This window comes from Flagellimonas taeanensis, assembly GCF_003584105.1.
Lineage (GTDB): Bacteria > Bacteroidota > Bacteroidia > Flavobacteriales > Flavobacteriaceae > Flagellimonas > Flagellimonas taeanensis.
In genome coordinates this window covers 69,712-83,589 of sequence record NZ_QXFO01000009.1, presented here as the reverse complement: position 1 = coordinate 83,589, position 13,878 = coordinate 69,712, and the positions used below count along the sequence as shown (strand labels likewise).

Here is a 13,878-nt window from a genome sequence, read left to right as displayed (position 1 = left end):
AATCACTTTTTAGACAGTCTTTTTTCTTCTAAAACACGTACCCTACTCCCAAAATTAAATTGGTTCCCGGTGCCACTATCCCAGACGAATAGGTCCTGTAACGCTGGTTGGTCATATTTTCCAAAGTCATGGTCGCCTTGAGCGCATTGGAAATTTGATATTGCGATCTCAAATTCAAGGTGTACCAAGAAGGCGAATACGGGTTTCCGTCTCGGTCGCTGGCATACATGTAATCCTTGCTTTGTTCGGAAAGGGACAGCCCCTTGTTGCTGATCTCCCCATTGTAATTGACAAATACATCTGCCTTTAGCTTTTGGTTCTGCCAGATCAGGTGTGCGTCGCCAAACGTCGGGGCCGCGTGTCGGGCAGGCGTGTCCATGCCGCTGTCATCTTCTTCCGTGCCTTCCGTGAGGGTAAGGTTGGACAACAGCGACCAATGTTCATCAAAGTAGGCTTCCAGCCCGAATTCAAATCCATAAACGTAGGCCTTGGCCGCATTTTGAATGGCCTGCACATTGCTCAGCTCGCCATTGTATTCAATCTCTCGCTGCCCATTGAAGGTAAAGTCCCTTCGGACCAAAGCGTCCACTAAATAGGTATAATATGCGGCCCCCTTGAACACCACCTTATCATCAAAATTCTTCTTGATGCCCAGTTCTCCATTATAGGCATATTCGGGTTCCAGATCTGGGTTGGGCACCACCACGGAACCAGGTTCCGAGTCGAAAATCTTCCCGATATCGTCAATATTCGGGGCCCTAAACCCCGTAGAACCGTTCAAGGTGACCTGAAAATCGGACCATGGGAACCAACTGACCCCCAAACTGCCCGTAAGTGCCCCGGTCACAATATCGGCTTCTTCAAACGGAAAAGGATAAAAGGTGTTTTCAAACCGTGCATCCACCCAAACCTGGCTGTACCGTATTCCCGACAGTACTGTAAGGTTGGGTTTCACTTGATATTCACCATTAATGTACCCGGCAAAAGTCTGCCACGTGGCCCCATCGGGATATCGGGAAGCAGTCAATTCCTCTTCATCCGTCACAATGTCTTTCACACTCCCTTCCGAGTGGACTTTGTTGAAAATGTACTCCGCACCATAAAAGAGATTCAGATTGCCCATTTTCTTGTTCTCAAAATCCAAATTCACGGAAATGGCATCCACTTTTTCCCTTGTGGAATACAGCTCCACATCGTCAAACCCACGGTCATGGCGGCTCTCTTCAAAAAATTGATAGGCCGTGGTCAATTTGACCCCATCATAAAATTTGTTCTTCCCCTTTTGCGTGACCTGAAAATTGCCCATGAACCATTTTTGGGGACCATAATACCATTCCGCAGAACGGAGTCCCAATCCATCGCTGGTGGGACGGATCAACCTATCGTATCTGGAATAATCGGCAGTCTCCGAGTAGTATAGGCCCCAATCATAGTTCCACGAAGTACTGGGCCTGTATGCGAATTTTTGGAGAAAGTTGAACTGGTCATAACCGGAGGTCACTTGCTTTCTTGGGTCATCATTTTCCACCAAAACATCGGTGCCGTTCCGCCTCACGACATAATTGTTCCGCAGATAGGAGTCGGGACCATGCTTTCCCATCATCAGATCATCAAAATTGTTGTAGGTGAAACTGGTGTAGGATGCCCATTTTCGTTGCCCAAAGTTAAAATCCACATGGGCCGTGTTCTCCTTATTTGCCGAGGCATACCGATAGTCCATATGGCCTGAAAAAGCAAGACTATCAGTATATGAAAAGTGTGGACTTTGTGTATAAAAGTTCATGACCCCTCCAATGGCATCACTACCGTAGATCACGGAACCTGGCCCAAAGGTAATCTCGGTCTTTGCTATGGTAAAAGGGTCTATGGATATTACATTTTGGAGGTTACCGCCCCTGAAAATGGCATTGTTCATCCGAACTCCATCGACTGAAAGCAAGAGCCTGTTGGTCGCAAAACCCCGTATCATGGGGCTCCCCCCGCCCAATTGGCTTTTCTGTACAAACACCTTACCGCTGTTCTGCAAAAGATCGGCAGAGGTCTGGGGCGAGGTAAAATAAATGTCCCGTGCGCCCAAGGTCTCCACTTTCTGGGGAATCCGTTTTTTCTGCTGCTCCCATTTGGAAACGGACATGACCACTTCCTGAAGTTCTTCGGCCCTTGTGAGGAGATATACCCGGTTGCCCCTCCTGCCAATCTGCGATTTCGTAGCCGTGTAGGTCTCATACCCGATATGACGAAAGGTAATTTTCTCGTCTTCCGCAAAAATGCCCAGATCGGTGTTCCCGCGGGCGTCCGTGATGGTCGTCTTGGTCTGTTCCTTGTTGAACAGGGCCACATTGTCCACAGGTGTTCCGCTATCAGCATCCAAAACGGTTATTTGTTGGGCATAAAACGTGACGGAAAAAAGCAAAAAGATTAGGGTCGAGGCTGATTTTAGGTTCTGCATTTCAATTAAATACTTCATTTAGTACGGCAAGCGATTTTGGTTCCCTGAATCCGTGCACATGCAACCGAAAATACAAGATCACTGTTTTCAAGAGTTCCCGCCTGTTGGACTTCGTTAATTGTACAGTCTGAAGTGCATCAAAATCCATGCCCAAAAAATTCTTAAAATTCATCAGATTTTCACTCTGTATCAACGGATTAAGTGATGGCGTTTCACAAAATCCCCCTTCCTGAAGATCAAAAAAAGGAGCTTCCTCCATTGAAGTATCCGGATAAAAGCCTAGGTATTTGGTGAGGTTCAATAAAAAGAGGATATGGAAATTGGGTGGAAGTTCATGGTCGTCCAACCATAATAGGGCATGTTCCAAATAGTTGAACAGTCCTTGGTCCTGTTCTTGTTCATGAATGCTGCTCCCCAACATTTCCGCAAGAAAAAGCACCACACTGTTCTTTAGGATGTCCGTGTGGAGGGTACGGTAGGGTGCCGCCACCTTAACTTCCCTAATGCTTTCCAAAGTGCCCTTGTTCCTGTGGTTGGCCACCACCTCCAATTGCATCAAGGGAAGAAAATAGGCAGGTTTCAGTTTTCCCTTTCCCGTGGAAAATACCCCTTTCAACAAATAGGATTTCAAACCATCGGATTCGGTAAATGCCCTAACGATGAGACTGGTGTCTCCATATTTTAGTGAGGAAAGAACGATTGCCTTTGTGGTGATTTGCATGGGCCAAAAAAGAAGCAGTTACCAGAAGTGTAAAAATAAGCACTCCTTCCGGTAACTGCCAATCAAAAACTATTTTCGGTCAAAGGACCTAAATGACCCCTTGGGCCAACATGGCATCCGCAACCTTTACGAAACCGGCAATATTGGCTCCTTTTACATAGTTGCAGTACCCGCCTTCTTCTTTTCCGTATTCGATACAGGCATCGTGGATATCGGACATGATCCCCTTCAATCGCTGATCCACCTCTTCCCGTGTCCAACTGATCCTAAGTGAGTTTTGGGACATTTCCAGACCTGAAGTGGCCACACCCCCAGCATTGGAAGCCTTGCCTGGTGCAAACAAGATCTTGGCATCGTGGAACGCATGGATGGCTTCCGGAGTGGAAGGCATATTGGCTCCTTCGGCCACGGCGATACAGCCATTTTTGATCAATAGGGCGGCATCATCCCCGTTCAGCTCGTTCTGGGTGGCACAGGGCAATGCAATGTCGCATGCCACTTTCCATGGGGTTTCCCCTTTGTGGAATTCTGCCGAGGGATACTTGGCAACATAATCCGAAATCCTCCCCCTACGGTTGTTCTTCAAGTCCATCACATAGGCGAGTTTTTCCTCGTTTATTCCGTCCTTGTCATAGATATAACCGCCCGAATCTGAAAGGGTCAATACTTTTCCTCCCATCTGAAGGACTTTTTCGGCAGCATATTGCGCCACGTTCCCTGACCCAGATATCACTACTTTCTTACCGTCAAAAGATTTTCCTTGGGTCTTGAGCATACTGTCGGCAAAGTAAACGGTACCGTAACCGGTCGCTTCGGGACGGATCAGCGATCCTCCCCATGAAAGTCCCTTCCCGGTCAACACACCCGTGAACTCGTTGCGAATTTTTTTGTACATCCCAAAAAGGAACCCTATCTCTCGGGCACCCACCCCGATGTCCCCAGCGGGAACGTCGGTGTTCGGGCCAATGTGTCGGCAAAGCTCTGTCATGAAGGCATGGCAAAAGCGCATCACCTCATCGTCCGACTTGCCTTTTGGATCAAAATCGGAACCTCCCTTTCCTCCGCCCATGGGCAAAGTGGTGAGACTGTTTTTGAATACTTGTTCAAATGCCAAGAATTTCAGTACGCTGGCATTTACTGTGGGGTGAAATCGGAGCCCTCCTTTGTAGGGGCCTATGGCCGAGTTCATTTGAATGCGGTATCCGCGGTTCACATGGATTTCTCCTTCGTCATCGACCCAAGCCACACGGAACGAGATCAATCGTTCCGGCTCGACCATTCTCAGGAGGATGTTCTTTCCATTATAGATGTCGTGCTTGGCAATGTAAGGTATTACCGTTTCCGCCACCTCTTGTACCGCTTGTATGAATTCAGGTTCATGGCCGTTCCTGGCCTTGACCTCATCCATAAATGCTTTGATTTTTGCTTCCATAAACGGATTAAAATTAGATGTCCCTTCGCGTTGGCTCAGGGGTGATTTTTATTGAATTATGAATTTGAGGGCAAAATTATACTATTTCAATATTTCAAATACTGGTTTTTTGAAAATTTTTCAAAACATTATGTCAAGGCCTGCTCCAAATCGCCTATCAGATCTTCCACATCCTCAATGCCCACACTGAGCCTGATCAGGGCATCGACCACCCCGCTTTTCTCACGCTCTTCTTTAGGGATACTGGCATGGGTCATACTGGCAGGATGTCCCGCCAGGCTTTCCACTCCTCCCAACGATTCGGCAAGGGTGAATATCTTCAGTTTTTCCACAATCTTTATGGCATCGTCATAATTCCCTTTGGGCACGAAGGATATCATCCCACCAAAACCCTTCATCTGCGCCTTGGCCACCTTGTGGTTGGGATGTGTCTCAAAACCCGGCCAATAGACCTTTTCAATCTTCGGATGGGCCATCAGATATTTGGCTATGGCCTCCCCATTTTCACAATGTCGTTGCATCCGCACATGCAGTGTCTTTATCCCCCGGAGGGTCAAAAAACTGTCCATTGGGCCACACACTGCACCGCTGGCATTTTGGATAAAATACAGCCGATCGGCAAGTGGTTTGTCCTTGACCACCAATCCACCGACCACTACATCGCTGTGTCCTCCCAAGTATTTTGTGGCCGAATGCATCACAATGTCCGCGCCTAGGTCCAACGGTTGTTGTAGATAGGGTGTGGCAAAGGTATTATCGACAGCCAAGAGAAGTCCATGTTTTTTGGTAAGTACAGACACTGCCTTGATGTCGATAATGTTCATCATGGGATTGGTGGGGGTTTCCACCCAAACCAGTTTGGTGTTCTGGTTGATGCAGGACTCTATGGCTTCTACATTGTCCATTTCCACAAACCGAAAGCGTATCCCATAGTTTTCATACACTTTTTTGAAAAGCCGATAACTGCCCCCATACAGGTCAATGGTGGAGATGACCTCATCCCCTGGGCCCAATAGCTTGAGAACGGCATCGATGGCAGCCAGCCCACTGGCAAACGCCATACCATAGTTCCCATTCTCTATGCTGGCCAAGGCTTGCTCCAGTGCCGTCCTTGTCGGGTTGGCACTTCTGGAATATTCATACCCTTTGTGTCCACCGGGGGTGGATTGGGCATAAGTGGAGGTTTGGTATATGGGGGGCATCACGGCACCATAGGCCTTATCGGGGTGCTGACCTCCATGGATGGTCTTGCTGTTGAACTTTAGGTCTTTTTTCATCCTGTTCCAATCTGCATACAAATGTATCGCTATCTTTCGGAGTAATCAATGAAGTCTTATTTTTGAAGACCCAAAAACCTCTTTTATGAAAAAAATCCTTGCCCCCGTCTTATTCCTATGGTTCATTGTGGGCTGTGAGAGCGAATCGCAATTGACTTTTGAGCCACTATTGCTCAACGGGGAGACTTGCGCAACCTGCCCTAGCATCGAGATCAATGTACCCAACGCAATCGATGGGTCATCGGTGGCAACGGCCATCAACCGGTCATTGAGCGAAGAAATCATCAGTCTTCTTTCCTTTAGTGAGGGACAGGGCGATATCGATACGGCCGAAAAGGCCATCGCCTCTTTTACCAATAGCTATAAGGAACTGAAGTCCAAATTTCCCGATGAAATGGCATGGGAAGCAAAAATAAACGGAGATGTGATCTATGAAGATGCCAACATGGTGACCGTGTCCGTCAATTCCTATTCCTATACCGGTGGTGCCCATGGCTATGCCTCCACTTCCTTTTTGAACTTTGACAAGAAAAGAGGGGTAGAACTGGACACTCCTGACCTTTTTGATGACATCGAAGGGTTTGAAAAATTGGCGGAGGCCCAATTCCGTACCCAGGAAAAGGTCCCGGAAGACAAGAACATCAACGCTACGGGCTTTATGTTCGAGGGGGATGCTTTTCATTTGCCCTATAATATGGGCTATACCCCGGACGGTATCCAGCTGATCTATAACCAATACGAAGTGGCGTCGTATGCCGATGGACCCATTGTACTGACCCTGCCTTATGTCGAGGCCAACAAATACCTCAAACTGAAAGTAGAACCCTAACGATCCAACTCGAGGGCCTTTTTCAATGCCCCGATGGCCCCCAGGTGGAGCCCTTCATGAAAGACGTTGAACGCAATGGCATCCTCTGGGCTCGCCAAGGCTATTTTAGGGCTTGTCATGTACTCCTTGAAGTTCTTGAACTTTCCATGTGAGTAATCCAATTGGATGAGCTTTACCGTGCTGAACAGGTAGGCCGATATTTTTTCCATCTCCAGCTTGGACGGCTCCCCATCTGGAAAGGTCCCCTTTCGGTACTTGTCGATCAATTCCTTTTCAATGGTAAAGTCCAGGCCACTAAGACCGTACAGCAACAATTGCGGGGTTACCACCACATGGGCTATGTTCCACCAAATATTGTTGTTGAATCCCTTTGGGATCCTGAACAGGTCCTCTTTTGGGGTATTCTGCAAATGGTCGTGCAGTATTTTCCTGTTCTTTAGGAGTATGTCAAACAGCTTTTCCATAACCTTATTTTTCAAAAAGCAATCTTTTTCTGACGTAAATCTAGTTTTAAAATATGAGACAGATCTATGAAAAATACATAAAATCACTCCTTTCTTACAATTTGAACAACCTTTCATAAAGCTGTTGAATTTACAGTTTCTTCATGCGTTTTGATTGATTTTTGCCTTCCTTTGTCGACACAGCAGCATTTATCATGAAAAAAATATACCATTTGGGCACCTGTTCCACTTGCCAGCGGATCCTCAAAGAATTGGCTCCATTGGACGGGGTCCAACTACAAGAGATCAAATCGGAACCCATTACCCCCAAACAATTGGAAGAAATGGCTGCCCTTTCCGGCGATTATGAGTCGCTCTTCAGCAAGAGGGCCATGCTGTTCCGCCAAAGAGGATTGCACGAAAAGGAACTCTCCGAGACCGACTATAAAAATTTGATCTTGGAACAGTATACCTTTTTAAAAAGACCTGTGATCCTTGTGGATGGACAGGTGTTTGTTGGAAACTCCAAAAAAGTGGTCCAGGCCGCAAAAGAGGCCTTGCACAAATGAGCAAAAGAACCTTGGCGATATTGGCTGCCATTGGTGCCACCACCATTTATGGCATCAACCATACCGTTGCAAAAGGCGTTATGCCTACCTATGTGAAGCCTTTTGGGTTCATTATGTTGCGCGTAACGGGAGCAGCGTTGCTATTTTGGATCATTTCCCTATTCGGTCCCAAGGAAAAAATTGAGAAGAGGGACTGGTTGCGAGTTTTGGCTTGTTCCATTTTGGGCATGGTCATCAACATGCTTTCCTTTTTCAAGGGACTGCAACTTTCCACCCCGATAAACAGTGCGGTATTGGTAACCATTACCCCGATCTTTGTGGTGATCCTATCCGCTCTCTTTTTGAGCGAACGGATTACCCTTAACAAGGGTCTTGGTGTTTTTTTGGGTTTTGCCGGGGCATTGGGACTTATCCTTTTTGGAGCAGAAATTAGACAAGATGCCCCCAACATTCCCTTGGGCAATTTTTTGTTTGTTGTCAATGCCACATCTTATGGGGCATACCTCATTGTGGTCAAAACACTGATTGAGAAGTACCATCCCTTTACATTGATGAAATGGCTATTCACCATTGCCGTAATCATCAACCTGCCCATTACCTTGCCCGAGGTCCTGGAAATTGAGTGGTCCACTATGCCGCTCTGGGCTTATGGTTCTGTGGTCTTTGTGGTTATCGGCACTACCTTTTTGACCTACTTGTTCAATGTATTTGCCCTTACGGAGCTCAAGGCATCCACCATTAGCGCCTTTATGTATATGCAGCCCTTGGTAGGGATTATATATGCCCTTTTGTCGGGGAAGGACCATCTTACCTTGGTGAAGATCGTGGCCACGGCCTTTGTGTTGGTGGGCGTGTACCTGGCAAGTAAAAGGCAGAAGGCAGGACCAAGCAATCGTTAACCCTCCAAGTCCTTCGGAACCTGCACAAACTTTCGGGTGTCTTCCTTGGTCAACGTCTTGAAATCCTTGGATTGCTCCATGGCTTGGAACGCTTCCAAAAATTCAGTGGGGAGACCGATCAATTTTCGTTCCTTCAAATCGATCCAAGCACCCATCATCTCGCAACGGGCAAAATTCTTGCCCTTGATATCATAAAAATTGTGGCGGAACTCAAAGAACATTCCGTCCTCGCTCATCCCCACAAACTCTAGGGAAACTTTCACCGGTCTGCCAGGAAAGGCCTCTTTGAAATAATAGACGTGCTCATAAAATACCACTGGGCCAATATTGTGGATGGCCATGCTCGTCTGGTTGAACCCCAACTGTCCCAAATAGGCCATTCGGGTATGGCTCATAAAATTGATATAGGCCGAGTTGGCCATGTGCCTATTGGCATCCAGATCGCTCCAACGAATCTCAAATTCCTTAAAAAACATAGCGGGTTATTTTGTTATGCATGCATAATAGTTGTAAAAATACCATAGTTTTGAAAACTGGGCCCAATGGGGCAACAGAATTAATCCTATTTTTAAACATAGTTTAACACCGATCTCATGAGCCAAAAAGCCGAATTCACCAAAAACCTTTCCCTGCCTGTCATCGCCGCTCCCATGTTCTTGATCTCCGGACCCAAATTGGTCATTGAATGCTGCAAGAACGGTATTGTCGGAACGTTTCCCGCATTGAACCAACGCACCAGTGAAGGTTTTGAGGAATGGCTCGTCCAAATAAAGTCGGAACTGGAACAATTTGAAAAGGAAACGGGGAAAAAACCGGCACCTTTCGGGGTCAACCTTGTGGTGCACCCCACCAATCCGAGGTTGGAGGCGGATGTGAAGCTTTGCATGAAGCACAAAGTGCCCTTGGTGATCACCTCCCTTGGTGCCGTGAGCATGGTAGTCGATGCCATTCACAACTATGGCGGTTTGGTGTTCCACGATATCATCAAAAAACGCCATGCGGAAAAAGCTGCAGAGGCAGGCGTGGATGGGCTCATCCTGGTATCGGCAGGAGCTGGTGGGCACGGTGGCACCATCAACCCCATGAGCCTCATCACCGAGATCAAAAAATTCTTTGACAAGACCATTATCCTTTCGGGCTGTATCAGCACCGGAAGGGATATTGCAGCCGCCATGCAGATGGGGGCCGACCTTGCCTATATGGGCACCCGTTTCATCAATACGGAAGAAAGCCAGGCCACTGACGAATATCGAAAAATGATCGTTGACGCCGGGGCCAGTGATGTGGTCTATACGGCTGCCATTTCCGGGGTGCATGCCAATTTCTTGGCTGCCAGCCTCAAGGCTGCCGGAATCACCGAAGAAGACCTGAAAAAGGACACGAAGATCGATTTTGGCAAAGAGCTCAACACCGAGGCCAAGGCCTGGAAGACCATTTGGTCGGCGGGTCAGGGAGTGACTTCCATTGACAATGTACTTTCGGTTTCCGAATTGGTACAGACCTTAAAAAGTGAATTTAAATCTGCCGTTGAGGAACAGGCCAAACTTTTGGCGATTTTCCCAAAGGATTGATCATCAACTTCAAGACCCATGCCCCAAGTTGCATCCAATTATAGCCCCCCACTGTTCTTCAAAAGCGGTCATTTGTCCACCATTTACTCAGGTATTATCCGTTCGGTAAATGGGGTGGTACAAAAAAGGGAGCGCATTACACTTTTGGATGGTGATTTTTTGGACTTGGACTGGAGTGAGGCCAATTCCCCGACCCAAAAACTGGTCGTACTACTCCATGGCCTGGAGGGAGATGCCCAACGCCCCTATATTACCGGCAGTGCCAAGATCCTGAACCAAAATGGCTATGATGCCTGCGCCATAAACTTTAGAAGTTGCAGTGGAGAACCCAATAAACTCTATCGCTCCTATCATTCCGGGGCCACGGAGGACCTCATTGAACTCATCGACCATATTCTCAACACAAGGGACTATGCGGAAATCTATCTTAAAGGATTCAGTCTAGGAGGCAACCTCTTGCTGAAGTACCTCGGGGAAGGAAATGTGGTCCCAAAGGAAATCAAAGGCGCGGTGGCCGTATCGGTGCCCTGCGACCTTCATAGCTCGTGCAGACAACTGCTCAGCACGAAGAACATCCTGTATGCCCAACGTTTTAAAAAGAACTTGTTGGACAAACTGCGGCAGAAACAACTCCTTTTTCCCGACCTCATCTCGGACGCCGACATCAAGCGGATCAAAACATTGAAGGATTTTGATGATATCTATACAAGCCGTGCACACCATTTTACGGATGCCGAGGACTATTATGCCAAATGCAGTTCCCTTCAGTTCTTGCCGAACATCAATGTACCCAGTCTCATCATCAATGCCAAAAATGACTCGTTCCTGAGTCCCGAATGCTATCCTTTTGTGGAAACCGAGAAAAACCCCCATCTTTTTCTGGAAACTCCAGATCATGGCGGGCATGTCGGCTTTTGGGGCAAAAACAACATCACCTACACGGAAAATAGGGCCTTGCATTTTTTTGATTCGTTCCAAAAGAAAACGTTGTAGTGGTATTTCCTGGGATGGAAAACAAAAAACCACTGAATTATTAGCCCCTAATTGCCTATCTTAGTAGCTCTATTTGCACAAACAAACTTCAATAGAACGTAAACAATGAAAAAAGCAATCCTGTTCTTGGCCTTGGGAGCCTTTATGGCAAGTTGTGGCGGAAAGAAAGAAGAGAAAAAGGACGGTTTTGAAGTAAGCCGTACGAAAACAGAAGAGAAAAAAGCCGAAACTGGCGGGGGAGTTCCCGTGGATTTGGACAACAAAGGCGTAGGGCCCATCAAAAATGTGGATTTCCCCGATGAGATAGACCAAGAAATGGCCGCTCGCGGACAAGCCAAGTTCGATGCCGTATGTGTGGCTTGCCACATGGTGGACCAACGTATGATAGGACCTGCGATGAAAGGAGTCTATGAAAGAAGAAGTCCGGAATGGGTCATGAACATGATCCTGAACCCTGATGGGATGCTCAAGGAAGACCCCATCGCCAAAGCTCTGTTGAAAGAATACAACAATGCCATTATGCTGAACCAGAACCTGACCGAGGAAGAGGCCAGGGACCTGGCGGAATATCTGAGGACACTATAAAAATCAGTCCATAAATTTCTTTGAAATGCTGTTGTTTTTTAAGTAAAGCAACAGCATTTTGCATTTTATAAACTAAAACAAACATGAAACACCTTCTTTTTGCATTGCTCGGTTGCCTATCTGTGACCGCAGTGCCCTCGCAAGACCTGCAAGGTGCCTGGGAAATGACCCAGACCAATGAGCAAGGGACCGAGGTACAATACATTGCCATCATAGCCGGGGATTACATCTCCAAGGCCTTTTTTGAAAAGGGCACTGGAAAATTTATCGGCACAAAAGGTGGAAGCTACAAGGCCGATGGCCAAAATTTCACCTATCTGTTCGAGTATGCCTCAGTGGATCCCGAACTGGTGGGGACACAAAAAAGCGTCCCGTACGAGTTTGTGGACGGCAAACTCCATTTGGGCGATGTGGCCTGGACCAAGATCGATGATGGGACTCCCGGCAATTTGTCCGGTGCTTGGCTCATATCCGGCAGAAAGCAGGATGGCGAGGTCGTAAAGCGAGATACGTCGGGCCCTCGCAAGACCATGAAAATCATGTCCGGCACCCGTTTCCAATGGATCGCCTACAATACCGAGACCAAGGGGTTCATGGGCACAGGTGGGGGGACCTACACCACCGCGGATGGAAAATACACGGAGAACATCGGCTTCTTTTCCCGGGACGACTCCAGGGTGGGCGCCAGTTTGCAATTTGATTATAGCTTGGAAGACGGGGATTGGCACCATTCAGGGTTGAGCAGCAAAGGACAGCCCATATATGAGGTCTGGAGCAAACGAACGGAGTAAAAGTCGTTTCAGGTTACAGGGGGCAATGTTTGATTTATTTTTTTAGTATTTTTCCTAAACATTAACCATTAATTTCTGTACAAAATGAAAACCTCTATCCTATTGTTTTTCTTTGCCATAGTCCTGGCAGATTCCTGTAGCAATTCCAAATCCAGTGCCGAGGCGCTCTATGGCCCCACTTGGGAACTGGATTACATCACTGGCCCAAGGATTGCCTTTGAAGGGCTCTTCCCTGACAAAAAACCACAGATCACCTTTGACAAGGAATCCTCAAAAGTTTCAGGCACGGATAGCTGCAATGGCTATTCCGCCGAATACGTTTTGGAAGGAAGCTCCATTTCCTTTGGCGAACCTGGCCCCACTACCATGATGTTCTGTGGTGGCAGTGAGCGCCAATTTTTGGAAATGATGAAGAAAATCGACGGCTTTTCCTTCGATGAGGATGGAAAACTCAATCTGTTGATGGGCGAGGTCCCCATGATGCGCTTCAAAAAGATAGGGTCATGAAAAAATCCATAATGGCCGTCTGTTTTCTAGTGTTCCTTACCCATTGCGTGGAAATGAAAAAACAAAATAGCGAACAGACAGAAGCCACTGAAGAAACGACAGACACCATCAAAGCCGAAGAAAATACCGGAGACCTACCGATAGAATACGCTGAGAACTATTTCAAGGCCACGGGAACAGAACCTTTCTGGGGGCTCAAGATCTATGGGGACAAGGTGGAACTCAGCACGATTGAAGGGGACACCATCATTGTGCCCCATACCGAACCTATCAGGGTGCAGGATGCCAACATAAAGATGTACCGCGCACAGACCGAGGCCACGTCCATGGACGTCATCATCTCCCAAAAAGAATGCACCAATGCCATGTCCGGCGAAGTATCGCCCTACTCCGTGACGATTTCCTATAAAAAAACAGGGGAGGAAGAAACCCATGCCCTCGAAGGCTGCGGCTCCTATGTGACCGATTACAGGCTCAATGATATCTGGGTGCTGGAGGAAATGATGTCCCAAAAAGTATCCAAAGAGGAATTCAACGGGAAGGATGTGCCCTATATGGAAATCTATACCAACGACAACCGATTTTCAGGTTTTTCGGGCTGCAACCGGATGACCGGAAGCCTGTTCTACGAAAAAGACCTGCTGCGTTTTGCCCAGATTGCCTCCACCCAAATGGCCTGCTCTAAAATGGACAGGGAATCCGAGTTTTTGAAGGCCCTGCAAAGCGGCACCACCTACAAAGTGGAAAACAACAGATTGTACCTTTCCAATGGAAGCCAAGAAAACCTACTCATATTCAAAAAAATAGACTGA

The 13,878-nt window shown here is 47.3% G+C and carries 15 protein-coding genes; 9 read left to right on the top strand and 6 right to left on the bottom strand.

The features are described 5' to 3' along the window. Positions 1 to 28 precede the first annotated feature (28 nt). The 4 genes from D2V93_RS03675 to D2V93_RS03660 all read right to left on the bottom strand — a co-directional run bounded on the left by D2V93_RS03675 (position 29) and on the right by D2V93_RS03660 (position 5,879). Positions 29 to 2,467 (bottom strand): TonB-dependent receptor, encoded by a 2,439-nt coding sequence (locus D2V93_RS03675; protein WP_245978082.1) that lies wholly within the window; start codon positions 2,465 to 2,467, stop codon positions 29 to 31. Continuing rightward, positions 2,451 to 3,170 (bottom strand): DNA repair protein RecO, encoded by a 720-nt coding sequence (recO, locus tag D2V93_RS03670; protein WP_119618438.1) that lies wholly within the window; start codon positions 3,168 to 3,170, stop codon positions 2,451 to 2,453. The genes D2V93_RS03675 and recO overlap by 17 nt, the downstream gene beginning before the upstream one ends. Before the next feature lie 88 nt (positions 3,171 to 3,258). Next, positions 3,259 to 4,602, bottom strand: coding sequence for an NADP-specific glutamate dehydrogenase (gene gdhA, locus D2V93_RS03665; protein ID WP_072876157.1), 1,344 nt, complete (start codon positions 4,600 to 4,602; stop codon positions 3,259 to 3,261). A 128-nt stretch (positions 4,603 to 4,730) separates the two neighbouring features. After that, positions 4,731 to 5,879, bottom strand: coding sequence for a cystathionine gamma-synthase (locus D2V93_RS03660; protein ID WP_119618437.1), 1,149 nt, complete (start codon positions 5,877 to 5,879; stop codon positions 4,731 to 4,733). An 85-nt stretch (positions 5,880 to 5,964) separates the two neighbouring features. On the opposite strand from D2V93_RS03660, the gene D2V93_RS03655 reads away from it, so the two are divergent. Beyond that, positions 5,965 to 6,708 (top strand): DUF3298 and DUF4163 domain-containing protein, encoded by a 744-nt coding sequence (locus D2V93_RS03655; protein ID WP_119618436.1) that lies wholly within the window; start codon positions 5,965 to 5,967, stop codon positions 6,706 to 6,708. Here the strand turns inward: D2V93_RS03655 and D2V93_RS03650 are convergent. Next, a complete protein-coding gene (locus D2V93_RS03650) occupies positions 6,705 to 7,172 on the bottom strand; it encodes a DinB family protein (protein ID WP_119618435.1) in 468 nt (155 codons plus the stop codon). The genes D2V93_RS03655 and D2V93_RS03650 overlap by 4 nt on opposite strands. A gap of 194 nt (positions 7,173 to 7,366) precedes the next feature. On the opposite strand from D2V93_RS03650, the gene D2V93_RS03645 reads away from it, so the two are divergent. Then, positions 7,367 to 7,720, top strand: coding sequence for an arsenate reductase family protein (locus tag D2V93_RS03645; RefSeq protein ID WP_072876163.1), 354 nt, complete (start codon positions 7,367 to 7,369; stop codon positions 7,718 to 7,720). Then, positions 7,717 to 8,619, top strand: a complete 903-nt coding sequence (locus tag D2V93_RS03640) for a DMT family transporter (RefSeq protein ID WP_072876165.1) — start codon at positions 7,717 to 7,719, stop codon at positions 8,617 to 8,619. The genes D2V93_RS03645 and D2V93_RS03640 overlap by 4 nt, the downstream gene beginning before the upstream one ends. On the opposite strand, the gene D2V93_RS03635 is transcribed toward D2V93_RS03640, so the two are convergent. Continuing rightward, the gene (locus tag D2V93_RS03635; RefSeq protein WP_072876167.1) at positions 8,616 to 9,095 is read right to left on the bottom strand and encodes an acyl-CoA thioesterase; all 480 of its coding nucleotides are present in this window, start codon (positions 9,093 to 9,095) and stop codon (positions 8,616 to 8,618) included. The genes D2V93_RS03640 and D2V93_RS03635 overlap by 4 nt on opposite strands. A gap of 117 nt (positions 9,096 to 9,212) precedes the next feature. Here D2V93_RS03635 and D2V93_RS03630 point away from each other — a divergent pair, with 117 nt between their 5' ends. The 6 genes from D2V93_RS03630 (at position 9,213) to D2V93_RS03605 (ending at position 13,878) form a co-directional block, all read left to right on the top strand. Next, positions 9,213 to 10,190 carry an NAD(P)H-dependent flavin oxidoreductase gene (locus tag D2V93_RS03630; RefSeq protein ID WP_119618434.1) on the top strand — a complete coding sequence of 326 codons (978 nt, stop codon included), beginning with the start codon at positions 9,213 to 9,215 and terminating at the stop codon, positions 10,188 to 10,190. Positions 10,191 to 10,208: 18 nt separating this feature from the next. Further along, on the top strand, positions 10,209 to 11,183 hold the full coding sequence (locus tag D2V93_RS03625; protein ID WP_119618433.1) for a YheT family hydrolase: 975 nt from the start codon (positions 10,209 to 10,211) through the stop codon (positions 11,181 to 11,183). Positions 11,184 to 11,288: 105 nt separating this feature from the next. After that, positions 11,289 to 11,768 (top strand): c-type cytochrome, encoded by a 480-nt coding sequence (locus D2V93_RS03620; RefSeq protein WP_072876173.1) that lies wholly within the window; start codon positions 11,289 to 11,291, stop codon positions 11,766 to 11,768. An 83-nt stretch (positions 11,769 to 11,851) separates the two neighbouring features. Next, entirely contained in the window at positions 11,852 to 12,559 is a 708-nt protein-coding gene (locus D2V93_RS03615; protein ID WP_119618432.1) for a membrane or secreted protein, read from the top strand. A gap of 84 nt (positions 12,560 to 12,643) precedes the next feature. Next, positions 12,644 to 13,066, top strand: coding sequence for an META domain-containing protein (locus D2V93_RS03610; RefSeq protein ID WP_072876177.1), 423 nt, complete (start codon positions 12,644 to 12,646; stop codon positions 13,064 to 13,066). Then, positions 13,063 to 13,878, top strand: coding sequence for an META domain-containing protein (locus tag D2V93_RS03605; RefSeq protein WP_119618431.1), 816 nt, complete (start codon positions 13,063 to 13,065; stop codon positions 13,876 to 13,878). The genes D2V93_RS03610 and D2V93_RS03605 overlap by 4 nt, the downstream gene beginning before the upstream one ends.